This window comes from Peribacillus frigoritolerans, from assembly GCF_040250305.1.
Classification (GTDB): Bacteria; Bacillota; Bacilli; order Bacillales; family DSM-1321; genus Peribacillus.
In genome coordinates, this window is the sequence record NZ_CP158190.1 from 2,441,754 (window position 1) to 2,468,377 (window position 26,624).

Below are 26,624 nucleotides of genomic sequence, written 5' to 3' on the forward strand. Positions count from 1 at the left end.
TTTGGCACACTCCTTGCATATTGTTTAGTATGACTTCTTTATTTTTTGAATGAAGAAAGGGGAGGGCCAATGGATAGACCTTGGAAAAAACATATCCCGCAAGGAAATCCAAGCGAGATTGATATTCCTGAAATATCTTTGACAGAACTATTTTATCAATCCGTCGAACAATATTCGGATAAAACAGCGGTTACGTTCATGGAGCAGAGTTATACATATTCAGAGTTGGGGACGTTAGTGAAAAGATGTGCCCGCTTGCTTGCTGCTGAAGGGATTGGAAAGGGAGATCGTGTGGCTGTTATGCTTCCTAATTGTCCACAATATCCAATTGGTTTTTTTGGAACTCTTTTGAATGGAGCCATTGTTGTCCAAATCAATCCAATGTATAAGGCGAACGAATTAATACATGTCCTGAAAGACTCAGGTGCAAGGCACATCATTGTGCTAGATGATTTAGTGCCAATAGTTGAAGCCGTTATAGCTGAAACCGATGTTGAAAAGGTGTTGAGCGTGTCGCTGGAAAAGGGCAAATGTGAAATGACAAAAAAACTGCTATCTGTAACAGAAGCGGATTTCAGTGTGGAGATTGATCCTGCTAGAGATGTCGCCGTTCTCCAATATACAGGAGGAACGACAGGGCGTTCTAAAGGGGCGATGCTAACACATCGTAATATCGTAGCCAATACGCTGCAAAGTGCAGCAACTTCAAGAATCAATACTCAAAAGGGTAAAGAAAGGGTACTAGGCGTTTCCCCATTATTTCATGTTTACGGCATGACTTCAGGGATGAACCTGACATTTTATAATGGCGGGGAATTAATTCTTGTATCCAGGTTTGAGGTGACGGAGATTGTCGATATTATCAATGATCTTAAACCGACTATTTTTCCAGGGGTACCGACGATGTACATTGCTTTATTACAATATTACCAGTCCCATCCATTTGATTTGCATACATTGAAATCTTGCGTTTCGGGTTCGTCACCATTGCCATTGAATGTATTGTCAAGGTTTAATGAATTGAGCGGGACAAAGATTGCAGAAGGCTATGGCCTGTCCGAGGCATCACCGGTCACGCACCGGAATCCAGTTAGCGGCCTGCAAAAACCCGGAAGTATCGGGATTCCGATACAAAATACGGATGCCGCCATAATTGACAGTATTTCAGGAGAGCCTGCCCTCTTGGTTGATACTCCAGGTGAATTGGTCATAAAGGGTCCACAGGTAATGAAAGGTTATTGGGGCATGCCTGAAGAGACGCGGCAGACGATTCAAAACGGATGGCTGCATACCGGTGATATTGCCAAGATGGATGAAGATGGCTTCTTTTACATTGTTGGACGGAAGAAAGAAATGATCATAGCAGGCGGATTCAATATATATCCAATTGAAATTGAAGATATATTATACAGCCATCCTAAGGTTCTGGAAGCTGCCGTCTTTGGCGTTCCCGATCAATATCGCGGTGAAACGGTACACGCAGCGGTAGTTCTAAAACCAACTGAAAGAATAACTGAAAACGAATTGAAGGAGTATTGCCGAAAGCAGCTCGCTGCCTTTAAAGTCCCAAAAGCAATCACATTTGAAAGTGAACTTCCGAAGACGGCAGTAGGTAAAATCTTAAAACGCAAACTTCAGGAAAAACATATTGCTTATTCGGATAAAATATGAAAGCGTTAACAACCAATTCGCAGATAGAGGGGAATGCAAATGGACTTTCGCTTAGATGAAGACATCCTGTTATTAAAAGAAAATATACGCCAGTTTATCGAAGAGCAAATCGATCCATTTTCCATGCAGATAGAGGATGAAGACCATATCCCGGAATCCATTATAAATTTATCGAAGGAAATCGGGCTATTCGGGCTTAGTATCCCGGAAAGGTATGGCGGGCTCGGAATCGGGATGGTGGGAAAATGCGCTTTATATGAGGAAATCGGCAAAACACATAATGGATATACCACTCTGATTGGGGCCCATACCGGCATAGGTACGGTAGGGATTGTCGAAATGGGCAATGAAATGCAAAAGGAAAAGTATCTACCAGATATGGCAAGCGGTAATAGAATTGGCGCTTTTGCTTTAACTGAGCCTGCAGCGGGGTCACATGCTACGAATCTCAAAATGACGGCAGTTAAAAATGGCGATAAATATATTCTAAATGGGACTAAGCATTATATAACGAATGCTGATGTAGCAGATATTTTTACAGTTATGGCCGTAACGGACAAAGATAAAGGGGCAAAAGGAATCACCTCATTCATAGTAGAAAAGGATTTTCCGGGTTTTAGAGTTGGTAGCCTGGAAAGGAAGATGGGTCTTCGAGGCTCACATTCGGCCGAATTGGTTTTTGAAGATTGCGAGGTTCCTGCCGAAAACGTACTGGGGGACGTTGGACAAGGGTATGTAAATGCATTGAAGATCCTTGCAAATGGCCGGGCAGGCCTTGCTGCCCGTAATTTAGGGTCCTGTCAGTACTTGCTCGATCTATCTACTAAATATGCCACAGAACGTGAACAATTCAATGTCCCGATCATTGATCATCAAGCAGTATCCCATATGATTGCCGAGATGGCAATGGAAATAGAAGCACTTCGCTCATTCACATACCGGGTTGCATGGATGGTCGATCAGAAAGAAAAAATCATTAAAGAAGCGGCAATGCTAAAGTTGTATGGTTCGGAAGTATATAACCGTGTCGCTGATAAGGCCGTCCAAATTCATGGCGGTATGGGATACATGAAGGATTATCCAGTTGAACGTTTCTATCGGGATGCCCGAATCACTAGAATATATGAAGGCACGTCAGAAATCCAAAAAAATATCATTACCGGACAATTGAAGAGAAAATATCAAAACTAGTCTAATTGGAAAGCGGAGGGGTTAAAATGGATTTACGTCTATCAGATGAACAAAAAATGGTACAAAAAACAATACGCAAGTTCGTGGAAAATGAATTGATACCCTTGGAAAATGAAGTACTTCGCAATGAAATGGCAGGTAAACCTAGTTTGCCAGAGGGGACATTGAAAGATTTACAGGAAAAAGCAAAAAAAGCTGGGTTTTGGGGCATCAATACCCCGGAGGAATATGGCGGGGCAGACCTAGGGCAGCTTATGATGGCAATTGTCTTGATGGAAGTGTCAAAAACGTTTGTACCATTCAGCTTTGGAGGTTCGGCTGATAACATACTTTATTATGCAAATGAAGAACAGAAGCAGAAATATCTGATCCCTACGATTAATGGTGAGAAAAAGTCCTGTTTTGCCATGACGGAGCCGGGAGCTGGGTCCGATACGCGAAATATTAAAATGACGGCAGTAAAAGAAGGGAACGAATGGGTGCTTAACGGTGAAAAAACTTTCATTACCGGAGGAAATGATGCCGATTTTGTCATGGTCATTGCTGTAACAGACAAAGAACGTCATCAAGCAACCGGGACGGAAGGGGTAACCTGTTTCATTGTAGACCGTGATATGGGCTGGAGATCAGAGTATATCAATACGATGGGAGAATGGGGACCGGCCGGATTAGTTTTTGATAATGTTCGGGTACCCGAAGAAAACATCTTAGGGGAAGTGCATGGCGGTTATAAACTAGGCTTGGAATGGATTGGGTTTGCAAGATGGATCGTGGGCGCACGTGCTGTCGGTTCTGCCGAAAGATTGCTGCAAATGGCTATAGAATACGCTAAAGAACGAGTCACATTCGGTAAACCGATCGCGGAGCGCCAGGCCATCCAATGGCAGATAGCTGATTCGGCTGTAGAGATCGAAGCTGCAAGATGGCTTGTATTGAATGCGGCTTTTACACTTGATAATGGAGAAGACAACCGCCATTTAGCTTCAATGGCTAAACTCTATGGAGCCAATATGGGGAATCGGGTCGTTGATCGCGTATTGCAGATTCACGGTGGCATGGGCTATACGAAGGAGCTTCCCATCGAACGTTGGTACCGAGAGGCCAGGCTTTGGAGGATTTATGATGGTACGGATGAAATACAGCGTATGATTATTTCCCGAAATTTGATTAAGGGGCATGTTAAATTAGGACAATTCTTATAATAGATTAGGAGGAAACGATTATGGCAGGGAGATTTTCAGGGAAAACGGCTTTAGTTACAGGTGGAAGCAGGGGGATTGGCCGGGCGATCGTCGAACTATTTGCCAGTGAAGGTGCAAACGTGGCGATTATCGATATCAATGAAGAGGTTTTGACATCAACAGGAAATGAATTAAGGGATAAGGGGTATACCATTTTTACCAAAGTGGCCAATGTGGTCAATTCCGAAGAGGTGGAAGCATCCATAAAGGAAATAGCCGACACATTCGGATCGCTTGATATTCTTGTGAATAATGCTGGGGTCATCCGGGATAATCTACTTTTTAAAATGACCGATTCAGATTGGCAGACGGTAATGGATGTGCATTTAAAAGGTACTTTTTATGCAGTACGTGCCGCCCAGAAGCATATGGTTGCAAATAAATACGGAAGAATCATCAATATATCATCCACTTCGGCGCTCGGGAACCGCGGTCAGGCTAATTATTCAGCTGCTAAAGCCGGGCTTCAGGGTTTAACAAAAACATTGGCGATCGAACTTGGCAAATACGGGATAACGGCTAATTCGGTAGCACCAGGTTTTATCGAAACCGAAATGACGAAAGAAACAGCTAGGCGGGTGGGAGTGAGTTTTGAGCAATTCATCCAGGATAGGGCAAACAGTATTCCTGTTGCCAGAAGCGGTTTGCCAAGTGATATTGCTCATGCTGTTGCATTCTTTGCCGATGAAGCATCCTCATTCATTAGCGGGCAGGTTTTATATGTTGCGGGCGGTCCAAAAAATTAAGGGAAAAGGCGGGATGTTATGTTCAACGAAAGTATTGGAAAACGATCCAACCCCGTTAAAAATATAGTTGAACGGGGAGCCGTTAAAAAATTCGCATTATCGATTGGTGATCCCCACCCGATTTTCATTGATGAAGAAATAGGCAGGCAATCAAGGTACGGTACGAATATCGCTCCACCAACTTTCCCAAGGGTCTTTGATTTCGGGACGATTGAAAGCTTAAATCTCCCGAATAAAGGGTTGATTCACGGTGAGCAGATATATCGCTATAACAGGCCGCTGAAGGTAGGGGAAGAAATCACCTGTTATACGGAAGTGAAAGACTATTACGAGAAAAAAGGAAAACAAGGGGAAATGGGATTTCTAGCCTTTAAAAATTATGGGACGGATGCAAATGGGGAAATTGTCTTCACAGCTGAACAGCTTGTCATTATAAATGAAACGATCAGAAGGATGGTGATGAGTAAGTGACGACATTAACCGAACTTCATATTGGTGACTCGTTACATTCAATCGAGCTTGCACCTGTAACGCGACTGGACCTCATTAAATATGCCGGCGCATCAGGTGATTTCAATCCCATTCATACGATTGATGAGGAAGCAAAAAATGCTGGTCTTCCCGGTATCATCGCGCATGGAATGTGGACGATGGGAAACCTCGCAAAGCTTTTCAGTAATCTTTATGAAATTGGTTTTATCGAAGAATACAAGATTCGTTTCAAAGGTATGGTTTTCTTGGATGATGTCATAACTCTTCAAGCGGATCTAAAAGAAAAAAATGGGGATAGATATTTTTTCAACGTTGCGGCCACTAACCAGTCAGGTAAGGAAGCGATCAGTGGAGAGGTTATTTTTAAGACTTACTGAGGGAAAGTAGTGATGAAAATTATTTCATCACTACTTTTTTTGGAGCGAAATTCGACAATTTTAAAGGAGTTTCGAAAATTATCCAGAATTGTACTTAAAAAGAATTCTTTTTGCGGCGGTGAATAGTAATGAATCAAGTGAAACAGGATTCTCAGATTAATTTGCTCAAAGAGTCGACCTTTCCTGCACTAGTCGTGGATTCTGCAAATCGGATAAAGGATTGGGGCAACTACTTTAATCAATCGTTAAGTCAGGATGGTAATAATACACTAACCGAACAATTCGATGAGTGGCAATTTCTCGATAATAAAAGGCTTGCAGCTGCAAGGCTGCATGATAAGCGGTATATATTTTTATTAATGAAACAAATGGATGCTGACAATATTCTTTATATAGGCAGTGAAACAGAATTTTTGGACGATTTATTGATTGATGCGCATGAAACGGATAAATTGAATCGCGCACTGGATGCCATTATCGAAAATTCCTATGATGGAATATACATCACCGATCAAGATGGAATCACGCTTTATACGAATTCGGCAATCGAACGGATCACTGGCATACCAAAAGAGTATTATATCGGCAAATCGGTGGACCAATTAATTAAACGCGGCATACTGAATGCTTCAGTGACGCATAAGGTAGTGAAGCTGAGACGAACGGTATCAGTCGTACAGGATAATTTTGCTGGAAAGGAAACATTGATTACAGGAAGTCCCGTTTTTAATGCAGAAGGGGAAATAGAGCAAGTCGTTACGAATATAAGGGATTTATCCGATTTAAATGAACTGATGCATGAATTGACGAAAGTTAATGAACTGAATAATCAATATAAGCAGGAAATTGAAAAACTGCGGAAGATAACAAGCAAGGATGGAGTAGTTTTTGTCAGTGATAAAATGAAAATGATTTATGAAATTGCTGAAAGAATATCGGATATTGATGCGACAGTACTCATTCTGGGAGAAACGGGTGTTGGAAAGGATGTCCTTGCCCGCAATATTTATAATCGGAGCATCCGATCTAAAAAAGGAGATTTCATCAAAATAAATTGTGGGGCAATTCCCGCTGATTTATTGGAATCCGAGCTCTTTGGATATGAAGGAGGGGCATTTACCGGAGCCAACCAAAAAGGCAAACCAGGGATGTTTGAGCTGGCAGAGAGTGGGATCTTATTTCTGGATGAAGTCGGTGAGCTTCCCCTGCAACTTCAAGTGAAGCTGCTTCGGGCCCTTCAGGAAAGGGAGATTCAAAGAATCGGTGGTACAAAGCCAAAGAAGATCGATGTTCGCATAATAGCAGCCACGAACCGAAATCTATCGGAAATGGTCAAATCGGGTGAGTTTCGTGAAGACCTCTTTTATAGACTGAATGTCATTCCGATTACGATTCCTCCTCTACGGGAAAGAAGAGAGGATATCTTGGCATTGACTGACTTATTTTTAACAAAAGCAAACGAACAATATAAATTCTCAAAAGAAATAGATTCGCGGTTGAAGGAATATTTTTATCAACATGATTGGCCAGGAAATGTCCGTGAATTGATTAATATAGTGGAAAGGCTCGTCGTGCTGACGGATAATCAAATATTATCGATTAACGACCTTCCGGAAGAATATCAGCCGGAAAATCGAAATCAGCCGAACCTCAATGCTGCCCTAACTTTAAAAGAAGCGGTGGAAAGAGCCGAAAAGGAAATCTTGACGAAAGCGGCTCAAACCTACCAAACTACATATGAAATCGCAGAGGCCCTTGATTCCAGTCAGGCAACAATTGTGAGGAAACTTAAAAAATATCGATTAAAGGTCAGCGGAAAAGAATAGGTGAGTTTGAACAGCACCTCCATTGTTGGACACCATCCAACAGTGGAGGTGCTGTTTTTTTGACTAAAGTTCCTAATTATATTTAAGAGTTTTTGAGGAATAGCTTTATTACCTAATTTTTATGTGTTTTTAGTAAATTATTGGTTTAAAAGTTGTTTTTTTGTGCATTATTACCTGCTATTGCATGAAATGATTGTTGTTGTGAAGGTTATTTTTGGATCCCTTTCATTTTATTTCTTTATTTAATTCTTAGGTTGATTCAGAAATGATTTTTTCAGTCAATAGTGAATGACGGACATCCCGTATGGAATCGTTACTTTTGATTTTTACGATTCAATAATGAATTCACTGACTGGTGAATAGCCTTATTGTCGGTGAGTTAATCTTGGCACGGCACTTGCATTTATATACAGGAAATAATCTACATACAGGAAATTAATCTACGTAATGGTCCTTTAGTGGTGTGGAAGGGGTGAACGAACCAGACGATTACCATGGGTAAACCGTTATTAAAGAGAAGATGGAAACATTGGCTATCCCTACAAACAGCATATGCTTGTCTGCACAATTGTACCGCCTAGATTCATTAGGCAGAAAGAATGAGGACAAAAATCGCAAGGTGCATGTACTGTAATAAGTGGTCATTATAAATGAAAGCGCTAACAACCAACCGAGTGTTATATTCGCTACACCTAAGCTGTATCTGTAGGCGGAGAATATAGGGATATTAAACTTACTGTTCCACCCCGGGAGGTTGAGCCTGTGAGGAAAAAATTGAAAGTGTTATTCATCGTTTAGGTGTGCTTTCAAAATATGGACAGGATGGTGGGCCAGGGAATGATCAGCAAAGTGAAATTCAATAATTTTCAAGGAGGAAGTAAATGGAAATTTTGATCCAGCAGCTTTTTAATGGTTTGACGATTGGCAGCGTATATAGTCTTGTTGCCCTGGGATTGACGCTAGTATATGGAATTTTGCATATCCCGAACTTTGCCCACGGTGCCCTATATATGTTGGGTGGATATATCACGTTATCAATGATGACCTTATATGGGGTCAATTACTGGATTGCCATGTTCGTATCCATTATCGTTGTTGGTTTGTTGGGAGTCCTTTTGGAACGTTTCGTGTTTCGCCTGTTAAGGGAGGCACCTCCATTGCACGATAAGATAGCCGCAATCGGAATTCTCCTTTTTCTTGAAGCCTTTGCCCAATTTGTCTGGGGTGCCGACTTCCATACAATGACTTCTCCATATGGTCAAGTGGTCAATATCATGGGCCTAACGTTCACACTTCAGCGATTATTGATCATCGTATCAGCTATCGCAGTTATGGTTTTACTTTACCTTTTCCTAAAGAAGACTTATACCGGCTCGACGATAATAGCGATGTCCCAAAGCCGTGAAGGTGCTTCATTAGTGGGAATCAACATTAATAAAGTTGCGATGCTTACCTTCATGATATCGGGTGGATTAGCAGCCATAGCTTCATCTCTTGCATCACCGATTAACCTTGTTTTTCCCGGCATGGGGCATTTAGTCATCCTAAAAGCATTCGTCATTATCATATTGGGCGGGATGGGGAGCATCCCGGGGGCGATCGTAGGCGGATATATCCTGGGTTTCAGTGAGAGCCTGGGCGCAACTTATATTTCAAATGATTATAAAGACATCATTGCATTCATTCTTTTAGTCGTAATATTAACCGTGAAACCAACAGGTCTTTTTGCCAAGGGGGAGAGGTAGCGTGAAGATATTAACGAAAAGAAATGGGATTATCGCTCTTATCATCTTTGCTTTTTCATTCCCCTTTATCGCTCAAAACGATTATTATCTCCATATGCTGACACTTTCGTTCATCTGGGCGATAGCTGTTTATGGAATCAATTTATTATCAGGATATACTGGATATCTCTCGCTTGCACATGCTGGATTTTTTGCGATTGGAGCATATTCGCTTGGCCTCCTGACGGTAAAAGCGGAAATGAACTTTTGGCTGGCGCTTGTATGTGCATGTTTAATCACATGTGCAATTGGGTTTTTAATCGGTTTGATCGCGCTGAGGACAAAGGAACATTTTTTCGCGATTTATACCCTATGTGTAGGTTACATCATATATCTGGTCATCGATAAATGGGAGGGACTTACAGAGGGGGTTAGGGGATTGATCGGTATCCCTGCTCCTGGGAATATAGGGCCGATCACATTCGATACTGCAGCATCCCAATATTATCTAGTCCTCATTTTCCTGCTTGCAGTGATTTTAATCGTGTATCGAATTATACGCTCGTTGACCGGCAGGACGTATATGGCAATCAGGAACAGCGAGGACCTTGCACAAACGATTGGTATATCCACAATGAAGAATAAGTTAACCGCATTTGTCCTATCCACATTCTTTGCAGGTTTGGCAGGTGCTTTGTATGCTTCATTCATTCGTTTCATTGGACCTGATATCGGATCAACTGCCATAATGTTCGATCTATTGATGTATTTATTGGTTGGTGGAATAGGGACACTTTCAGGTCCGTTGGTAGGAACATTATTGTTAGTAATCCTTTCGCAGAATCTGCAATTCCTTCAAGAATATCGAATGTTGATATTCGGGCCATTGCTTACGGTGATCATTATCTTTTATCCGCGCGGAATCGCAGGGGCCTTCTTTGATTGGCAAAGAAAGCGAAAAGATAATGAACTGTCCAGGGTGAGAAGCGAAATGCACATAAAAGCTGAGGAGGGATGAAATTGCTAATCGAAACAAAGAATTTGACAAAGCGGTTTGGAGGATTGGCGGCCGTCAATAATGTGGATTTTACGATTGAAAAAGGTAGAATCAATGCAATAATCGGACCAAATGGAGCAGGAAAATCAACTTTTTTCAACTTGATCAGTGGCTTTCATCGACCAACTTCCGGGACGGTCCTTTTTAAGGGGATTGATATCACCAAACTTCCTGCCAATGAAATAGCGGGGCTCGGAATTTCAAGAACCTTTCAAACGACAAGCCTTTTTGATCAAACGACTGTGTTGGATAATGTCATTGTCGGTCATAGGCTGCGAACCAAATCCAATCTGGTGGATGCCATTCTAAGAACAAAACGTTTAAAAAGGGAGGAAGCGGCTTGCAGGGATAAGGCAATGGAGGTTCTTGATATTGTCGGATTGACGGAATCGGCTGACAGAATGGTCTCCAGCATCTCGCAGGAGGAAAAGAAACGGACAGCCATTGCCCTTGCCCTTGCGACTGAACCGGAAATTATCTTTCTTGATGAACCTGCTGCGGGAATCAATCCGGATGAAACGGAAGGCTTGACAGAACTGATTAAAAAATTGAATCGATCGGGACTGACCGTTTGTTTAATCGAGCACAAAATGCATATGATCATGAACTTGGCAGACCACATCATGGTCCTTAATTACGGAGAAAAAATTGCCGAGGGCACACCTAAGGAAATCCGCGGAAATGAAGCGGTGATTAAAGCCTATTTGGGAGGGAGTGCCAGTGCTTAAGTTAACCGATGTCGCCGTGAATTATGGAAGTTTCACTGCGATAAAACATGTGAATATCGAAGTTGCCAAGGGAGAGATCGTTGTATTGTTGGGAGCTAATGGGGCAGGTAAAAGCACGACTTTTCGTTCCATAAGCGGAATCAGTAAGCTGTCCAAGGGGGAAATTCATTTTCTGGGCATGCCGATAGGGGGCCGTGCCCCTGATAAGAATGTTAGGGAGGGGATCGTCCAGTGTGCCGAAGGACGTAAACTGTTTCCACAGATGAACGTCCAGGAAAATCTGAGGATGGGTGCTTATGTGCATCGAAAAAAGAAAGCGGAGATCAAGGATTCCTTGGAATACGTCTATCATTTATTCCCGATTTTAAAAGAAAAGCATCATGATGAAGCGGGAAGCCTGAGCGGCGGCCAACAGCAAATGCTCGCAATTGGAAGAGCCTTGATGTCGAAACCGAAATTGTTGATGCTTGATGAGCCTTCGGTGGGACTCGCTCCACTTATTGTCGAACAAATGTTTCGGGTCATTGAAGAAATAAACCGCGAAGGAATCACGGTCCTGCTTGCTGAACAAAACGCGAATGCTGCTCTCGGCATTGCAGATAAAGGATATGTTTTTGAAAATGGGGAAATTGTCGTTCAAGGGACAGCAAGTGAGTTATTAGCCAATGATGAAGTAAGGAAAGCGTATATTGGGGCCTGAAAAAATTGAATGGGGGATTTTTATGAAAAAACTGAAAGTATTATTTATTTTTCTCCTGCTAATGATCACTGTGTTGACTGGGTGCAATAAAGGGGATAGCCCTGTGTCAAGCAGTGGCAGTAAAGGCAAAAGTGAAAATGTCGTTAACATCGGTTTTAGCGGTCCTTTAAGCGGGGCAGCAGCGTTATATGGGAAACGGACATTGAATGGTGTGGAAATGGCTGTCAATGAAATTAACGATGCTGGTGGGTTTGAAGTAAATGATAAGAAATACACATTGAATTTAGTTTCGTTGGATGATAAATACCTTCCCAATGAAACAGGGTCGAATGCTAAACGGTTAATTCAGGAATATGATACGCCGATCATTTTTACGCCTCATAGTGGGGGTGTGCTGGCACTTCAGGTTTTTAATGAACAAGAGGAATTCATCATTGGGGCATATACGAGTGAACCGGCAGTTACCGATAGCGGAAATTCATTAACCGTTCGAATTCCACCGAATTACGAGGGGTATATTGAACCTTTTACAACATATGCAATGGAACATTTCGGCAAGAAAATTGCCGCTTTGCCAACATCTTCGCAATACGGTAAAGACTGGACGGAAGCCGTGCTCCCACATTGGGAAAAGCAAGGCGGAAAAGTCGTTTATAATTCATCGATTGATTTCGCCAAAGAAACCGATTTCTTTACGATTGTCACCAATGCCTTGAAAAAAGATCCTGATGTGCTATTTATCGGTGGTGCTTCGGAACCAACGGCAAAAGTAGCGAAGCAAGCTCGGGAGCTAGGGTTTAAGGGCGGTTTCATCATCATGGATCAAGCAAAGCTAGATCAAATGAAGCCGATTGCAGGTTCATATGAAACATTGGAAGGCTCGATTGGCGTTCTGCCACTGATGGACTCAGATGAAGAAGCAATACCTGCTTTCGTTGAGAAATATCAAAAGAATTATAAGGAAGATCCAAGCTCCGAAGTTGGTTTGAACTATATCGCCATGTATGCGTTTGTGGAAGCGATGAAATCTGCAGGCAGCGTTGATGATGCCAAGGCCATCCGTAAGCATATGCAAGATGGACTTTCAAATATAGGGCCAGATCAAAAAATATACGATATTCCCTCAATTGATGAAAATGGAGGATTTGCATCAACTATTGTCGTCGGTGCAGTAGAAAACGGGAAAGTAGTCCCTATCCGTTAACTGGGTAAAGGAATGAGGTATCCAGGGCCGGGGTAGTATGTTAGTTTGGCATTTTATTATATTACTTGTGCGTGTATCGTTCCCAAGTTTGGGGACGGTACACGTTTTTTTATTGTTGAAAGAATTTATACCAAAAATAGGTGGCTCCTATAGGTAAATTACGGCACTCAGAAAGGACTATCGATGCAAATTTATTTAATAAGGAGTCCGCCGGCATGTGGGTTTTGAGGAAAGAAAAATGGTAATTAACAAATTTTATAAAAATATCTTGTATCCGAGTAATGAAAACGCTATCATTGAATATAATATGAAATATAATTTCATTATTTTCTATTAAAAAATGAAATTATATTTAAGTAATTGTTTATGGGAGGATTTAATTGTCTATGGAAGAACACTTGCGTACATTAACGACCGAATTACGGAACGAAAAGACAATGAATATCGACAGTGTAAATACGATGGAAATCATTTCTGCAATCAATAAAGAAGATTATAAAGTGGCAGCAGCGGTTGAAGAGGTATTGCCAGAAATTGAAACGGTGGTTGAATGGGCTTGCGAATCGTTAAAAAAAGGAGGGAGACTCATATACATCGGAGCAGGAACGAGCGGAAGACTCGGTGTGCTGGATGCGGTGGAATGTCCCCCGACTTTCAGAACACCGCCTGATAGGGTACTGGGAATAATCGCAGGAGGGGAAAAGGCGTTCGTTCGGGCTGTTGAAGGAGCAGAGGATAAAGAAGAGTTTGGGGAATGTGATCTGATTGACGTGGGCCTTACAGCTAATGATACGGTTATTGGCATTGCGGCAAGCGGCCGTACCCCGTATGTGAAGGGCGCTTTACGTTATGCAAGAAAAGTCGGGGCTAAAGCGGTCGCTTTATCATGCAATAAAAACGCGAGCATCACAGAAGCAGCTGATATAGGGATTGAAGTGGTTGTCGGACCGGAAGTGTTAACAGGATCCACGAGAATGAAAGCGGCAACCGCACATAAAATGGTACTTAATATGATTTCAACGGCAACCATGATCCGGCTGGGAAAAGTCTATGAAAATCTGATGGTTGATGTAAATGTCAGTAATCAAAAACTGAAGGAACGTGCAATAAGCATCATAGAAACTGTAACGAATGCTGACTATGATCAAGCATTGAATACGCTTGAAAAGGCAAATAATCAAGTTAAGCCAGCGATTGTCATGATAAAAACGGCAACAAATTATGAAAAAGCAATGGAGTTACTGGAAAATGCGGATGGAGATGTCAGAAAAGCAATCTCGATCCATGAAGATTAAGGAGGGAAGAAATGGCTACAGGAGGATTATCAATCATACAGACGATGTTGAGCAAGCTGCCGCAATCTGAACAAAAACTAGCAGAATATATTCTCAAGAATCCTCATGAAGTTGTGAACAGCACTGTACAGGAATTAAGTACGTCTGCCCAAACAAGCGGGGCTGCTGTTATTAGGTTGTGTAAGTCGCTTGGCATAAAAGGATTTCAAGATCTGAAAATAAGGATTGCTGGAGATTTGATGAAGACCGTTGAACAGGGCTACCGGGATATCGAGCCTTCCGAATCACTGTATCGGATTGTGGAGAAAACAACGAGTAATTCGATTCAGACCATCCGGGACACATCTGAAATAATCGATCACGATAATCTCAAACATGCGATAACGCTGATGCTGAAAGCTAAAACCGTCCACTTTTGCGGTGTCGGTGCTTCGAATATAGTTGCGGCTGACGCTCAGCAAAAATTACTACGCATCAATAAAGGGGCAACGGCTTTTACAGATATGCATTTAGTTGCAACCTTGATTGCAAATGCTGATGAAAATGATATCGTTTTTGCCATTTCATTCTCAGGGGAAACACCTGAAGTTGTCAATATATTGAAGCTGGCAAAAGAACGTGGGGTCAAGACGATCGGGCTGACTCATTATGGCCAAACAACGGTATCTTCTTTGTGTGACGCCACACTGTATACATCCTTTTCGAATGAAGCACCGTTTCGAAGTGCAGCCACATCCTCACGATTGGCACAATTATATATGATTGACATTTTGTTTTTGGGGATGGCTTCAGAGCAATATGAAGAGACTGTTCACTATATTGATAACACCAGGTCTGCCATTAAATCGATGACAGATCGATATAAATGATTGATACGAGATTTGACAAAGGGGGCTTTTGAATGGGTAAGGGGGATAAGTACACCAGTTTAGCCGAAGAATTATTGGGGAAATTAGGCGGGGCATCAAATGTTGCCGATGCTGCACATTGTATGACCAGACTAAGGGTACTGCCAATCGATCGTTCGAAAGTAAAAATGGAAGAAATAAAAAATACTGAAGGCGTATTTGGCGTCATTGAAGAGGAAACGATACAAATCGTCCTCGGGCCAGGCGTGGTGAACAAGGTTCATACAGAATTTGAAAAGCTTTTGGAAGATTCTTCAGGCAATTTGAACTTAAAGGAAGTGGCCTCGAAGAATAAATCAGAGATTGATAGGAAAAATGCAAAACCTTTTAAACTTTTTTTACGCAGGATTGCAAGTATTTTCATCCCTTTAATTCCCGCCTTAGTGGCATCAGGTTTGATTACCGGTATTACAAAAGCAATCGTTCAAGCAGGCTGGCTAGCAGCAGAATCACAGTTAGCCATCATTTTAACCGTTATCGGATCGGGGCTGTTTGCCTACTTGGGGATTTTGGTTGGGACCAATGCAGCAAAAGAATACGGTGGATCACCTGCACTTGGTGCAGTAGCGGGTATCTTGGTCATCAACCCCGCCGTCGGCGACATTTCATTGTTTGGTGAAAATTTGCTCCCTGGCCGCGGTGGCTTGATAGGAGTCCTCTTTGCAGCTATTTTCATAGCCTTGGTGGAAAAACAGGTCAGGAAATTCATTCCTCAATCACTGGATATCATTTTGACGCCAACCATCGCTTTACTCATTACTGGGATTGTCACTTACATTGTATTTATGCCGGTAGGTGGGTTTTTATCGGATGCCATTACGACTGGGTTATTGAATGTATTGGATTTCGGCGGTGTTGTAGCTGGATTCGTCCTTGGTGCTGCCTTCCTCCCTCTCGTCATTACTGGTTTACATCAAGGTTTAACGCCTGTCCATCTAGAATTGATAAATTCGATTGGAGATGATCCACTGCTTCCCATTTTGGCGATGGGTGGCGCAGGCCAAGTGGGAGCGGCATTTGCCATCTATATGAAAACGAAGAAAGCAAGTTTGAAGAGAGCAATCGGAGGAGGCCTTCCTTCCGGGATGCTTGGTATCGGCGAACCTCTTATATTTGGAGTGACCCTGCCATTGGGCCGGCCTTTCTTAACGGCATGTTTAGGTGCAGGAGTAGGCGGAGCATTCCAGGCTCAATTCGGAATCGCAACGTCGTCGATCGGTGTGTCCGGACTGCCGCTTACCTTTTTAGTTCATCCAAACCAAATCGCTCTGTTCCTAGCTGGATTGTTCATTTCCTATATAGCAGGATTTATTTTTACGTATCTGTTTGGATTTAAAGATGAAATGGCGGTTGAATTCAAGTGATCGGAATCTCTTTTTATCTACAAGACCCGCATGCAGAAACACAAATCATACATGCTGCTGACCTGGGAGTGAAGAGAGCATTTACCTCGCTTCATATTCCTGAAGAAAAGGTCGACCTCGTGAAGAGAATGATCAGACTTTTAAAGCTTTCAGAGTCCTACGGAATGGAAATCCATGCAGATGTCTCAATAAAAACGCTTGATCATTTGGGGATTAGCAAATTTACGGATTTATGGCCATTAGGTATTAAAGGTATTCGCCTTGATGATGGATTTGATAAAGAAACGGTCATATCTTTATCCAAGGTGTTTTCACTTTCACTGAATGCAAGTACGTTGAATGAAGATGAACTTTTAGCCGTGCTTGGAGGCGGTGTGGAACCGGAAAATCTGATAGCTTGGCACAACTTTTATCCAAGGCCTGAAACGGGCCTTGAGGAAGAATTCTTTCATGAACAAAATCGAATGTTCAAGAAATACGGCATACCGATCTTTGCTTTCATCCCAGGTGCAGGAAGTAAACGCGGTCCAATTCATGAAGGTCTTCCAACGCTTGAAAAACACAGGTTGATGAATCCTTACGCTGCCGGTATCGAGCTGTTTCAGCATGTGGAAGGAGTTTACGTTGGAGATCAAGGAACGGAGAATAATCTGCTTGAGAATCTGACCGCTTATAAAAATCAAAATATTCTAACTGTTAGAGCGGAATCCCGACTCTTGCAAAGCGGTCCGTACGAATTGAGGCCAGATGTTTCTCAAGATGTTTTCCGGCTGCAGAATACCCGGGTCACAGCAAATGTTGAGCCGAGTAATACAGTTGCACGCAGCCTTGGATCCATAACGATGGACAATGATGGTTACGGAAGATATCGGGGAGAGGTCCAAATTTGCAAGAGAGACCTAGGGGCAAATCACCGAGTTAATGTGATTGGGCGAATCATAGAAGAAGATATTCCCTTGCTGTCCCTTCTAATGCCTGGTCAAACGATAAAACTTATAATTGAGTGACCAATTGGGCTCTATGAATCAATTATACAGGGATAAATGATATATTTCATGATGGCTTGTTTAAAAGAGGCGGCTGACGGGATTCCCAATGCTGCCTTGATTTTTTTATAGGATCTATATAGTTCTTTTCCATTCATTTATACCCCTTCATCGATGTGGTTATGGAATTGCTGCTAAAAGAACTAAAAAGTATACAAGGGAGGAAGCCTAAATGATAAAAAGGATATGTGCCCCTGCTGGAATCGCATTATTCTTAGGTTTTATATCCATTCTGGGAGGGAATGCGACAGCAAAAGGATCAGAGACTGAAAAAACGGTATCGGATATTCAGGAAATCGTAGCAAACATGACAGTCGATGAAAAAGTCGGACAAATGCTCATGCCGGATTTTCGCAATTGGCAAAAACAAGGAGAAGCGAAGGCGACGGGGTTTATTGAAATGAACTCAGAAGTTGCAAGCATCATCAAAAAATATCATCTGGGCGGTGTTATTCTGTTTGCTGAGAATGTAGTCGATACCGAACAAACGGTTCGGCTCACCGATGGTTTGCAGATGGCAAGCCCGGACCTTCCGCTGTTCATAACGATTGATCAGGAAGGGGGAATCGTAACTCGCCTTCAAACTGGAACGAACCTTCCTGGTAATATGGCACTTGGTGCAGCCAGAAAGGAGAGTTATGCTTATCAATCTGGAGAAATCATTGGCAAGGAACTGTCGTCACTTGGCATAAATGTCAATTTTGGGCCGTCTGTCGATGTCAATAATAATCCTGGAAATCCCGTTATTGGCGTTCGTTCCTTCAGTTCTGATCCGGAACTTGTAGCAAAGATGGGCATTCAGACGATAAAAGGATTGCAAAATCAGAACACGATAGCAACGACCAAGCATTTCCCCGGCCACGGAGATACAGCAGTCGATAGTCATTATGGTCTCCCTCTTGTTTCTCATGATAAAGAACGTTTGCGTTCCATCGAGTTGATGCCTTTCCAAAGGGCAATCGATGCTGGAGTTGATATGATGATGACTGCACATGTTCAATTTCCTGCATTCGATGACACTACGTATATCAGTAAAAAAGACGGTCAAGAGATTATGGTTCCTGCGACGTTGTCACATAAGGTCATCACGGGTTTATTACGTGAAGAAATGGGTTTTGACGGTGTTGTGGTTACAGATGCATTGAATATGAAAGCCATCGCGGACAACTTCGGACAGGAAGAAGCTGTTGTCCTTGCATTGAAGTCAGGAGTTGATATTGCATTGATGCCTGCACAGGTTAATTCGCTTCAAATGGAAAAGAATTTAACCTCTGTATTCAATGCAGTGAAGGCAGCAGTGGCAAGCGGGGAAATTCCTCTAAATCAAGTCAATCAATCTGTAACGAGGATACTTGAACTGAAAGTGAAAAGAGGGATATTAAACCCTGATGAAACTCCGATCGATAAAAAAATCGAAACCGCGCTTCAAGTGGTAGGGAATGAAGATCATTTGAAAAAAGAAAGGAAAATCGCGGAAGATGCCATCACCTTATTGAAAAATGAAGACAAAACATTGCCTTTCAAACCCAAGAAAAATGATAAAGTTTTAATTCTTGCTCCTTTTGATGACCAAGTTGAATCCATGTCCAGGAGCATTAGCGAATTAGCTGTTAAAAAGAAAATAAAGAAAGTCCAAATAACGGGTATGAGTTTTTCAGGAAAGTCATTTACAGATCAAGTGGCCAGACTCATTGATGAATCGGACTTTGTCATAACTGGTTCCTATGTTGTCAAAAACGATCCGGCTGTCAATGATGGAGTGATCGATGATAGCATTCAAGATTCTTCGAAGTGGGCAACAGCCTTCCCTAGAGCGGTCATGAATCATGCTAATAAGAAAGATAAAGAATTTGTTTTAATGAGTTTAAGAAACCCTTATGATGTTGCAAACTTTGAAGAAGCGAAAGCGGTTCTTGCTGTTTACGGGTTCAAAGGGTATTCGAATGGGCGTTATAGACAGCCGAATATCCCGGCAGGCATCTCGACCATTTTTGGAGAATCAAAACCAAAAGGCACGTTGCCGGTCGATATACCATCAGTAACTAAGCCCTCTGAGAGTCTTTATAAATTTGGATATGGATTAGATATTAAATCTGGAAGACCCATTAAAAAATAGGGAGAGAAGCTCTTTGAAAAGAATGATAATCCTTTTTACCATTTGTCTGTTGACTTTCGGCATTGTTTCCTCAAAAAGTGTAACCGCTGTTAAAGAGAAGAAAAAACAAAAGGTCAGTCCCGGTATTGAAGTCCTTTTAAAAGAAGAAAAGAACGTGTTAAGCGGAAAGAAAGTCGGCTTGATTACGAACCCAACTGGCATCGATTCAAAATTAACCAGCATCGTCGATCTACTTCATGATGATCCGGACATTAATTTGACAGCGTTATTTGGTCCTGAACATGGAGTGCGTGGAGATGCGCAAGCTGGTGCAAGCGTTGAATATTATATTGATGAAAAAACAGGGTTGCCCGTTTATAGCTTATATGGCAAAACGAAAAAACCGACGCCTGAAATGTTAAAGGATGTTGAGGTCCTTGTTTTTGATATCCAGGATGTCGGAACACGCTATTACACTTATATCTACACGATGGCATATGCAATGGAAGCAGCCAAAGAAAATGATATCCCCTTTATCGTGCTGGACCGGCCGAACCCGCAAGGCGGGGAGTCGGTAGATGGGCCGGTACTTGAACCTGAATTCTCATCGTTTGTCGGTTTGTACCCAATACCGCTTAAGCATGGGATGACAGTTGGGGAACTCGCGACTTTGTTCAATAAGGAATTTAAAATTGGTGCAGATCTTAAGGTCATCAAGATGAAAGGCTGGAAGCGAGATATGGACTATGATGATACTGGTCTCCCTTTTGTCTTGCCGTCACCGAATATGCCGGCAGTTTCCACTACTTTCGTGTATCCGGCTACAGGCTTGATCGAGGGAACGAATGTCTCGGAAGGCAGAGGAACGACTAAACCATTCGAGTTGATTGGTGCTCCTTATATAAACAGTGATGAGCTTGCTGGGAAATTAAATGAATTAAGGTTACCTGGCGTAAAATTCAGGGCAGCCTCCTTTACACCTACATTTTCAAAACATGCAGGTAAACTCAGCCACGGAGTGGAAATTTATATAACGGATAGAGAGGAATTCAAGGCTGTCCCTACTGGACTTCACATCATCAAGACCATTCAGGATCTATATCCTGGTGATTTCGAATTCCTTGCAGCCAAAAATTTCAATTTATTGATTGGCAATGGCTGGGTAATGTCAAGAATTGAAGAAGGTTCATCAGTAAATGAAATCATGAAAGAATATCAAGTAAAGCAGGATGCTTTTAAAAAGGTTCGTAAAAACTACTTGCTCTATAAATAAATGAAAAAAGAAAAGTCCGGTTGGACTTTTCTTTTTTTTATGAACTTTCGATGGATGAGTAAATCGCTAAGACTTTATTCCTGAATATAGCCAACTTTATATATGAAATGAAGTTCTAAAATGGAAGGAACCGTTGTCTAATAGAATATGGGGTTTGCCCTAAATCAGTAATTGACAGGAGGAAAGCGGGATGAAAAAATATCTTCAAAAAATTGGACGTTCCTTGATGCTGCCAGTAGCCGTATTGCCGGCAGCCGCCATTTTAATGGGGATCGGTTATTGGATAGATCCGGCAGGATGGGGAGCGGGAAGTCCGTTAGCGGCTTTCTTAATAAAAGCAGGTTCTTCGATCATTGACAATATGGCTATCTTGTTTGCTGTTGGAGTGGCGTTGGGGATGTCGAAAGGAAAAGATGGAGCCGCGGCTTTAAGCGGACTGGTAGCCTATCTAGTTGTAACGACATTGCTTTCCACGGACTCTGTAGCGATGTTGCAGGGAATTGATGCAAAGGATGTAAATCCAGCATTTGTGAAAATAGAAAATGCATTTGTCGGAATCCTCTCGGGCCTTATAGCGGCAGCTATGTATAATCGGTTCAGTAAGGTCGAGCTGCCGGATGCACTCGCTTTCTTTAGCGGTAAACGCCTTGTACCGATCCTTACTGCGGTTGTCATGTTACTGGTTTCCCTTATATTATTCTTCGTATGGCCACTCATCTACTCATGGTTAGTTATATTTGGGGAAGGAATAAGTGAATTAGGTGCTGCTGGAGCAGGACTCTATGGATTCTTTAATCGGCTTTTGATACCAACAGGTTTACATCATGCGTTAAACTCTGTATTCTGGTTCGATGTAATAGGACTTAACGATATCGGTAAATTCTGGGCTGGAACAGGAATAAAAGGAACCACAGGCATGTATCAAGCCGGATTCTTTCCCGTCATGATGTTCGGTTTGCCGGCAGCAGCCCTTGCCATGTACCATACCGCAAAATCACGGAAGAAAAAACAAGTTGCCTCATTAATGCTCGCAGCCGGTTTCGCTTCATTTTTCACAGGCGTCACTGAACCGTTGGAATTTGCTTTCATGTTTGTTGCACCAGCCCTATTCGTTGTGCATGCCTTATTAACAGGAATATCATTAGCTATTGCTGCGACTTTTCAATGGACAGCAGGGTTCGGTTTTAGTGCTGGATTCATTGACTTTGTATTAAGTTCAAGATTACCACTGGCAAATGAACCGTATATGCTACTTCTTCAAGGACTGGCTTTTGCTGTCATCTACTATTTCTTATTCCGATTCTTGATAACAAGATTCAATTTAATGACTCCTGGCAGAGAAGATGATACAGAAGATGAGCTTGATGGCGGAGGAGGGACTGCGGAAGCAGACAGCGGTCAAGGCGGGAATAATGAGAGTAAATTCTTTGGAATGGCTTCCGCTATTTATGAGGGATTAGGCGGAGACGCAAACGTTACATCTGTAGATAACTGCGTTACCCGTTTAAGAGTTGAAGTGGAAAATATGGGGGCTGTCGATCAGAATAAAATCAAATCAACAGGGGTTGCTGGAATCAATATCGTGGGTCCCCAAAGCATTCAAGTCATCGTAGGGACACAGGTACAATTCATAGCTGATGAAATTGAAAAAATCCGGCGGCAATAAGTCTGGATAAACTGCATTTTGCCTTATAATGCAAAAATCTACGATCAGAATTATATTTTCTGATCGTAGAGATTTTTATGATAAAGTACTTATTTTTTAACGCACAAAAGATTTATCTTTATAAACTCTGCTCTTAAAATAGAATAAAACGAATCAATGTTCTATAATATATAAGGGTATCGAATGAAGGATTTGCCATGGAGCTTGGAGAACTAGTAATGAAGAACGTCCGCCAATCATTGATACTTCGGTGATGAAGGCTATATACATACATATCAACCTAAAAACATGATTGTATAGGGTACTAAGATACTGAGCAAGCGATATCTTATAAATTTTTTCTACCTTTTAATATAAGGGAGGTTCCGGTCATGTATAAACAAAAAACCAAAGAAACTGACAGTAGTGTCATTGAGTTCATTGAGAACGTCGATAATCCGAAAAAACGTGAAGATGCATACGAATTGTTGGATGTTTTTACCGAAACGACAGGTTGTGAGGCAAAGATGTGGGGACCGAGCATAATTGGGTTCGGTACCTATCATTATAAATATGAATCAGGTCACGAAGGCGATGCCCCGCTGGTGGGCTTCTCGCCTCGAAAAGCAAAAATCAGTTTATATTTTGCTCCGGGAGACAAAAAAAGAGAAGAATTGTTACAGGCATTTGGTAAACACACTTCCGGAAAAGCGTGTGTGTACATCAATAAAGTTGCAGATATCGATATTAACGTATTGAAAGAATTGATTATTCAATCTGTCAAGTTTTTGAGAGATACATACCCGGACAATGAAATATAATAAAATGTATGTTTAAGAGGAACAAGAAAGCGAGTGGGAACGAAAATGAGAAAAATTAAAGTGGGCATAGTTGGATACGGATTGTCAGGAGCTACTTTTCACGCGCCATTACTAAGCGTTTTAGAGCAATTTCAAATAGCGAAAGTAGTCAGCTCCAATAAGGAAAAAGTCCAAAAAGATTTGAAAGATGTGGAAGTGGTAAGCAGCTTAGAGGAAATTCTTGAAGACCCGTCCATTGATTTGGCTGTTATTACGACACCGAGTGGTTTACATTATGAAATGGCCAAGCAAAGCTTGTTAGCAGGCAAGCATGTCGTCCTTGAAAAGCCAATGGTAGTGGAAGCTTGGGAGGCGGAGGAGCTCATTAAGATTGCCGAGGAAAAGAATTTGCTATTAAGTGTCTATCATAACCGGAGATGGGATAATGACTTTTTGACCGTGAAAAAACTTATGGATGATGGAGTGCTTGGGGAAATCAATACATACCAAGTCCATTATGATCGATACCGGCCTGTGGTCAGGGATAGATGGAGGGAAAAACCAGGCCCGGGATCAGGCATGCTTTATGATTTAGGATCACATCTCATCGATCAAGCACTTCATTTGTTTGGATTGCCGCAATTCGTTTTGGCAGATGTATTTTCCCAAAAAGAAAATGCTGAAACGGATGATTATTTCCATGTAATATTAGGATATGAAAAGCTGAGAGTTATCTTGCATTCTGGCTCAATCGTTCCGTTTAATGGACCGCGCTATCAGGTGCATGGAAGTAAAGGATCATTTATCAAGTACGGACTTGACTGCCAAGAGGCAGCCCTAAGTGAGGGTAAAAAACCGTTGGATGACTCTTGGGGTGCAGATGAACCTGAATTCTATGGTAAGCTGATTACGGTTGAAGGTGAAAATGAGACACATGAAACCATTGAAACACTGCATGGATCTTATTTAACATATTACCAATCAATTGCCGATAGTATATTGAGCGGGAAAAAAGCTCCAGTAACCGCCCAAGAGGGATTATCGGTCATTAAAATCATTGATGCGGCTTTTGAAAGCAGTAAAGGGAAAAAAGCCGTATATATTAAATGAAATTCATTTTCCCCTTATAACAATATAAATGAGAAAAACTGAATGATAAGCGGCCTTATTCTCAGAAATAAGGTCGCTTTTTATTTTGGCTAAATAAAATCATTAACTTAAGGAGCAAATACCCGTGAATTCGAATATTACGCAAGATTTTGAGCTGTTTTCACATGAAATTGGAGCGAATATCCGAGAGTTGGAAGCGTTACTCGTGAATTCGTGCCATTTACTCGTGAATTCGGAGCAAATACTCGTGAAATTCATCCATTTACTCGTGAATATGGAGCAAATACTCGTGAAATTGACGCATTTACTCGTGAGTTTGAAGCAAATACCCGTGAATTCGAATATTACGCAAGATTTTGAGCTGTTTTCACATGAAATTGGAGCGAATATCCGAGAGTTGGAAGCGTTACTCGTGAGTTAGTGCCATTTACTCGTGAATTCGGAGCAAATACTCGTGAGATTCATCCATTTACTCGTGAAAATGAAGCAATTACTCGTAAATTCGGATGTTACGCAAGATTTTGAGCTGTTTCAGCATGAAAATGGAGCGAATATTCGAGAGTTGGAAGCGTTACTCGTGAATTCGTGCCATTTACTCGTGAATTCGGAGCAAATACTCGTGAAATTCATCCATTTACTCGTGAATATGGAGCAAATACTCGTGAAATTGACGCATTTACTCGTGAATTTGAAGCAAATACTCGTGAAATTGACGCATTTACTCGTGAATTTGAAGCAAATACTCGTGAATTCGGATATTACGCATGAATTTGAGAAGTTTCCGCATGAAATTGGAGCGAATATCCGAGAGTTGGGGACGTTACTCGTGAATATACAGTTTTGGAGGATTTCAATCGTTATAAAATTCATAATGAAAACCCCCGTATAGCACCTGCTACTCGGGGGTTCGTTATGCGGTATAAAACATGAAATGCTTTTTAGGATAATGCCTTTGCATGAAGAGATCGTTTTTGCCAAGCCATGGTAATCATCAAAGTAATGAATAAAAGGATAAGGCCCAACATGAACGGATAGGTGATGTGGACATCATACATCATTCCGGCAAGTGTAGGTCCGAGCACATTTCCGATGCTCATATACGCATTATTCATACCCATTGCAAAGCCCTGCTCATTCCCTGCCATCTTGGAAATCAGTGTGTTAAGAACTGGACGCAAAATGGAAGTGGAAAGGAAGATGATAAGCGAAATCAAAAAGAAAATCAGGTAACTTGTAGCAAAAAGTGATAGAAGGAAACCGATTGCTGCAACACTGATAAAGATATTCAGCACATTCACTTCCCCGAATCGCTGTACAATCCGGTCGACGACAAACAGTTGCACTATTACACTGACGATACCGGTTGCTGTAACCATGACAGCGATGTCCTTAGGACTTGAATTGAATTGATTATCAAGATAAAGGCCAATTACAGATTCATATGCCATTAAGCCAAAGCTCATTACAAGAGTAATGATGAGTGGGATGAAATAAGGCATTTTCACGGATAAGGCAATCTTACGAATCATCGTTTCAGTTTTTGCATCCATGGATTGTGTAACCTGGGCCGTTTCGCTTTCTTTTAAAACAAAAATCGAAAATACCACAGCTGATAGGGATACCAGCGCAGAAATCAAAAAGGGAAACTTCAAGCCAAAGTCAGCTAAAAAACCTCCAATTCCCGGACCGACTACAATTCCCAGGGACATGGCGGCAGATACTAAACTATTGCCTTTGGCGCGTTGATCAAATGTGGTGATATCGGCTACATAAGCAAAAATTGCGGGTATAAGCAAAGCTGCTCCGATCCCGCCAATGATACGTGAAGCATATAATAACCAAATGGAATTGACTGCATAAAAAATAAACATGGATAATGTCAAACCGACTAATCCATAAATAATCATTTTTCTGCGCCCGAATTGGTCAGTCCATTTTCCGGCAATTGGCGAAAAGATAAGTTGTGCACCTGCGAATATGGCGATCATTAGGCCAGCGGCGGTTCCGCCTTGATTAATGGAGGCCAGGTATGCTGGTAAAATGGGAATGATGATACCGAAACTTCCTATTGCTATAAACATATTGATCATGAGGATAATGATCTTTTTGCGTTGTTCTGCTGACATGGACA

General features: G+C 41.8%; 24 protein-coding genes. 23 read left to right on the forward strand and 1 reads right to left on the reverse strand.

Annotation, left to right across the window (positions count from 1 at the left end; all coding sequences use genetic code 11):
- Positions 1 to 69: 69 nt before the first annotated feature.
- The 23 genes from ABOA58_RS11995 (at position 70) to ABOA58_RS12105 (ending at position 25,382) form a co-directional block, all read left to right on the forward strand.
- The gene (locus tag ABOA58_RS11995) at positions 70 to 1,671 is read left to right on the forward strand and encodes a long-chain-fatty-acid--CoA ligase (RefSeq protein ID WP_350302467.1); all 1,602 of its coding nucleotides are present in this window, start codon (positions 70 to 72) and stop codon (positions 1,669 to 1,671) included.
- A 39-nt stretch (positions 1,672 to 1,710) separates the two neighbouring features.
- Positions 1,711 to 2,862: an acyl-CoA dehydrogenase family protein gene (locus tag ABOA58_RS12000; RefSeq protein WP_063233560.1), complete on the forward strand. Its 1,152-nt coding sequence runs from the start codon at positions 1,711 to 1,713 to the stop codon at positions 2,860 to 2,862.
- Between the two features lie 26 nt (positions 2,863 to 2,888).
- Entirely contained in the window at positions 2,889 to 4,064 is a 1,176-nt protein-coding gene (locus ABOA58_RS12005; RefSeq protein WP_034312384.1) for an acyl-CoA dehydrogenase family protein, read from the forward strand.
- Positions 4,065 to 4,084: 20 nt separating this feature from the next.
- A complete protein-coding gene (locus ABOA58_RS12010) occupies positions 4,085 to 4,849 on the forward strand; it encodes an SDR family oxidoreductase (RefSeq protein ID WP_350302468.1) in 765 nt (254 codons plus the stop codon).
- An 18-nt stretch (positions 4,850 to 4,867) separates the two neighbouring features.
- Entirely contained in the window at positions 4,868 to 5,320 is a 453-nt protein-coding gene (locus ABOA58_RS12015) for a MaoC family dehydratase N-terminal domain-containing protein (RefSeq protein ID WP_101221909.1), read from the forward strand.
- Entirely contained in the window at positions 5,317 to 5,718 is a 402-nt protein-coding gene (locus tag ABOA58_RS12020) for a MaoC/PaaZ C-terminal domain-containing protein (protein ID WP_350302469.1), read from the forward strand. The genes ABOA58_RS12015 and ABOA58_RS12020 overlap by 4 nt, the downstream gene beginning before the upstream one ends.
- A 128-nt stretch (positions 5,719 to 5,846) precedes the next feature.
- Entirely contained in the window at positions 5,847 to 7,544 is a 1,698-nt protein-coding gene (locus ABOA58_RS12025; RefSeq protein ID WP_350302470.1) for a sigma-54 interaction domain-containing protein, read from the forward strand.
- 881 nt (positions 7,545 to 8,425) lie between these two features.
- A complete protein-coding gene (locus ABOA58_RS12030; RefSeq protein WP_063233567.1) occupies positions 8,426 to 9,289 on the forward strand; it encodes a branched-chain amino acid ABC transporter permease in 864 nt (287 codons plus the stop codon).
- 1 nt (position 9,290) lies between these two features.
- Positions 9,291 to 10,286, forward strand: coding sequence for a branched-chain amino acid ABC transporter permease (locus tag ABOA58_RS12035; protein WP_413017334.1), 996 nt, complete (start codon positions 9,291 to 9,293; stop codon positions 10,284 to 10,286).
- Entirely contained in the window at positions 10,283 to 11,053 is a 771-nt protein-coding gene (locus ABOA58_RS12040; RefSeq protein WP_413017336.1) for an ABC transporter ATP-binding protein, read from the forward strand. The genes ABOA58_RS12035 and ABOA58_RS12040 overlap by 4 nt, the downstream gene beginning before the upstream one ends.
- Positions 11,046 to 11,753 (forward strand): ABC transporter ATP-binding protein, encoded by a 708-nt coding sequence (locus ABOA58_RS12045; RefSeq protein WP_350302471.1) that lies wholly within the window; start codon positions 11,046 to 11,048, stop codon positions 11,751 to 11,753. Before ABOA58_RS12040 ends, ABOA58_RS12045 begins: the two co-directional genes overlap by 8 nt.
- A gap of 22 nt (positions 11,754 to 11,775) precedes the next feature.
- Positions 11,776 to 12,957, forward strand: coding sequence for an ABC transporter substrate-binding protein (locus tag ABOA58_RS12050; RefSeq protein WP_350302472.1), 1,182 nt, complete (start codon positions 11,776 to 11,778; stop codon positions 12,955 to 12,957).
- Positions 12,958 to 13,343: 386 nt separating this feature from the next.
- Positions 13,344 to 14,252 (forward strand): N-acetylmuramic acid 6-phosphate etherase, encoded by a 909-nt coding sequence (murQ, locus tag ABOA58_RS12055; RefSeq protein ID WP_350302857.1) that lies wholly within the window; start codon positions 13,344 to 13,346, stop codon positions 14,250 to 14,252.
- A gap of 11 nt (positions 14,253 to 14,263) precedes the next feature.
- On the forward strand, positions 14,264 to 15,121 hold the full coding sequence (locus ABOA58_RS12060) for a MurR/RpiR family transcriptional regulator (protein ID WP_350302473.1): 858 nt from the start codon (positions 14,264 to 14,266) through the stop codon (positions 15,119 to 15,121).
- Positions 15,122 to 15,153: 32 nt separating this feature from the next.
- Positions 15,154 to 16,524 (forward strand): PTS transporter subunit EIIC, encoded by a 1,371-nt coding sequence (locus ABOA58_RS12065; RefSeq protein ID WP_350302474.1) that lies wholly within the window; start codon positions 15,154 to 15,156, stop codon positions 16,522 to 16,524.
- Positions 16,521 to 17,531, forward strand: a complete 1,011-nt coding sequence (locus ABOA58_RS12070) for a MupG family TIM beta-alpha barrel fold protein (protein ID WP_350302475.1) — start codon at positions 16,521 to 16,523, stop codon at positions 17,529 to 17,531. The genes ABOA58_RS12065 and ABOA58_RS12070 overlap by 4 nt, the downstream gene beginning before the upstream one ends.
- A 211-nt stretch (positions 17,532 to 17,742) precedes the next feature.
- Positions 17,743 to 19,686: a glycoside hydrolase family 3 protein gene (locus ABOA58_RS12075; protein WP_350302476.1), complete on the forward strand. Its 1,944-nt coding sequence runs from the start codon at positions 17,743 to 17,745 to the stop codon at positions 19,684 to 19,686.
- Between the two features lie 13 nt (positions 19,687 to 19,699).
- On the forward strand, positions 19,700 to 20,938 hold the full coding sequence (locus ABOA58_RS12080; RefSeq protein WP_413017349.1) for an exo-beta-N-acetylmuramidase NamZ family protein: 1,239 nt from the start codon (positions 19,700 to 19,702) through the stop codon (positions 20,936 to 20,938).
- Between the two features lie 190 nt (positions 20,939 to 21,128).
- Positions 21,129 to 22,604, forward strand: coding sequence for an N-acetylglucosamine-specific PTS transporter subunit IIBC (gene nagE, locus ABOA58_RS12085; protein WP_350302477.1), 1,476 nt, complete (start codon positions 21,129 to 21,131; stop codon positions 22,602 to 22,604).
- A gap of 371 nt (positions 22,605 to 22,975) precedes the next feature.
- Positions 22,976 to 23,404 (forward strand): DUF1801 domain-containing protein, encoded by a 429-nt coding sequence (locus ABOA58_RS12090; protein WP_350302478.1) that lies wholly within the window; start codon positions 22,976 to 22,978, stop codon positions 23,402 to 23,404.
- Between the two features lie 45 nt (positions 23,405 to 23,449).
- On the forward strand, positions 23,450 to 24,493 hold the full coding sequence (locus ABOA58_RS12095) for an oxidoreductase (RefSeq protein ID WP_350302479.1): 1,044 nt from the start codon (positions 23,450 to 23,452) through the stop codon (positions 24,491 to 24,493).
- 124 nt (positions 24,494 to 24,617) lie between these two features.
- Positions 24,618 to 24,914, forward strand: a complete 297-nt coding sequence (locus ABOA58_RS12100) for a hypothetical protein (protein ID WP_350302480.1) — start codon at positions 24,618 to 24,620, stop codon at positions 24,912 to 24,914.
- Between the two features lie 33 nt (positions 24,915 to 24,947).
- Positions 24,948 to 25,382 carry a hypothetical protein gene (locus tag ABOA58_RS12105; protein WP_350302481.1) on the forward strand — a complete coding sequence of 145 codons (435 nt, stop codon included), beginning with the start codon at positions 24,948 to 24,950 and terminating at the stop codon, positions 25,380 to 25,382.
- Between the two features lie 49 nt (positions 25,383 to 25,431).
- Here ABOA58_RS12105 and ABOA58_RS12110 read toward each other — a convergent pair whose 3' ends face one another.
- Positions 25,432 to 26,619 carry an MFS transporter gene (locus tag ABOA58_RS12110; RefSeq protein ID WP_350302482.1) on the reverse strand — a complete coding sequence of 396 codons (1,188 nt, stop codon included), beginning with the start codon at positions 26,617 to 26,619 and terminating at the stop codon, positions 25,432 to 25,434.
- Positions 26,620 to 26,624: the final 5 nt, after the last annotated feature.

What these genes read in the sequence shown, in the direction of transcription:
- ABOA58_RS12040 (WP_413017336.1), top strand. Translation starts at nt 10,283, where the DNA reads ATGAAATTGCTAATCGAAACAAAGAATTTGACAAAGCGGTTTGGAGGA.
- ABOA58_RS12065 (WP_350302474.1), top strand. Translation starts at nt 15,154, where the DNA reads ATGGGTAAGGGGGATAAGTACACCAGTTTAGCCGAAGAATTATTGGGG.
- ABOA58_RS12025 (WP_350302470.1), top strand. Translation starts at nt 5,847, where the DNA reads ATGAATCAAGTGAAACAGGATTCTCAGATTAATTTGCTCAAAGAGTCG.
- ABOA58_RS12005 (WP_034312384.1), top strand. Translation starts at nt 2,889, where the DNA reads ATGGATTTACGTCTATCAGATGAACAAAAAATGGTACAAAAAACAATA.
- murQ (WP_350302857.1), top strand. Translation starts at nt 13,344, where the DNA reads ATGGAAGAACACTTGCGTACATTAACGACCGAATTACGGAACGAAAAG.
- ABOA58_RS12075 (WP_350302476.1), top strand. Translation starts at nt 17,743, where the DNA reads ATGATAAAAAGGATATGTGCCCCTGCTGGAATCGCATTATTCTTAGGT.
- ABOA58_RS12110 (WP_350302482.1), bottom strand. Translation starts at nt 26,619, where the DNA reads ATGTCAGCAGAACAACGCAAAAAGATCATTATCCTCATGATCAATATG.
- ABOA58_RS12010 (WP_350302468.1), top strand. Translation starts at nt 4,085, where the DNA reads ATGGCAGGGAGATTTTCAGGGAAAACGGCTTTAGTTACAGGTGGAAGC.
- ABOA58_RS12000 (WP_063233560.1), top strand. Translation starts at nt 1,711, where the DNA reads ATGGACTTTCGCTTAGATGAAGACATCCTGTTATTAAAAGAAAATATA.
- ABOA58_RS12095 (WP_350302479.1), top strand. Translation starts at nt 23,450, where the DNA reads ATGAGAAAAATTAAAGTGGGCATAGTTGGATACGGATTGTCAGGAGCT.
- ABOA58_RS11995 (WP_350302467.1), top strand. Translation starts at nt 70, where the DNA reads ATGGATAGACCTTGGAAAAAACATATCCCGCAAGGAAATCCAAGCGAG.
- ABOA58_RS12060 (WP_350302473.1), top strand. Translation starts at nt 14,264, where the DNA reads ATGGCTACAGGAGGATTATCAATCATACAGACGATGTTGAGCAAGCTG.
- ABOA58_RS12015 (WP_101221909.1), top strand. Translation starts at nt 4,868, where the DNA reads ATGTTCAACGAAAGTATTGGAAAACGATCCAACCCCGTTAAAAATATA.
- ABOA58_RS12030 (WP_063233567.1), top strand. Translation starts at nt 8,426, where the DNA reads ATGGAAATTTTGATCCAGCAGCTTTTTAATGGTTTGACGATTGGCAGC.
- ABOA58_RS12090 (WP_350302478.1), top strand. Translation starts at nt 22,976, where the DNA reads ATGTATAAACAAAAAACCAAAGAAACTGACAGTAGTGTCATTGAGTTC.
- nagE (WP_350302477.1), top strand. Translation starts at nt 21,129, where the DNA reads ATGAAAAAATATCTTCAAAAAATTGGACGTTCCTTGATGCTGCCAGTA.
- ABOA58_RS12050 (WP_350302472.1), top strand. Translation starts at nt 11,776, where the DNA reads ATGAAAAAACTGAAAGTATTATTTATTTTTCTCCTGCTAATGATCACT.